This window comes from Allobacillus sp. SKP2-8, assembly GCF_007559355.1.
Taxonomy (GTDB): domain Bacteria; phylum Bacillota; class Bacilli; order Bacillales; family Alkalibacillaceae; genus Allobacillus; species Allobacillus halotolerans.
This window is the reverse complement of the sequence record NZ_VMHF01000043.1, coordinates 833-1,254: the sequence shown is the minus strand read 5'-3', so window position 1 is coordinate 1,254 and position 422 is coordinate 833. Positions and strand designations below refer to the sequence as shown.

The following is a 422-nucleotide window of genomic DNA, read 5'->3' as shown; positions in this document are numbered from 1 at the left end:
CGGATACTAATCGGTCGAGGACTTAACTTACTTTATGATGTATTGCTTCTTATCTAGTTTTGAAGGTACATGCCTTTTATCTTGATTTAAGCGCGTGAAATGTAGGGTTTACGTAAAAAGATAAGCACTTACGAAAAATTCTTTTAAAAATTCCTTGCATTTTTCAGCTAAGGTTAATATAATATAACTTGTCCTTGAAAAAAGAATAGAAACACAAGTCCGGTGGCGATGGCAGAGAGGCCACACCTGTTCCCATTCCGAACACAGAAGTTAAGCTCTCTAGCGCCGATGGTAGTTGGGGTTTTTCCCCTGCAAGAGTAGGACGCCGCCGGGCGTATATATGGAGGATTAGCTCAGCTGGGAGAGCACCTGCCTTACAAGCAGGGGGTCGCAGGTTCAAGTCCTGCATCCTCCACCATTTA

At 43.4% G+C, this 422-nt stretch carries 1 tRNA gene and 1 rRNA gene; both read left to right on the top strand.

The features are described from left to right. Positions 1-218 precede the first annotated feature (218 nt). A 5S ribosomal RNA gene (rrf, locus tag FPQ10_RS12855) occupies positions 219-334 on the top strand. Between the two features lie 8 nt (positions 335-342). After that, positions 343-418 (top strand) — tRNA-Val (locus FPQ10_RS12850). The last annotated feature ends 4 nt before the right edge of the window (positions 419-422 follow it).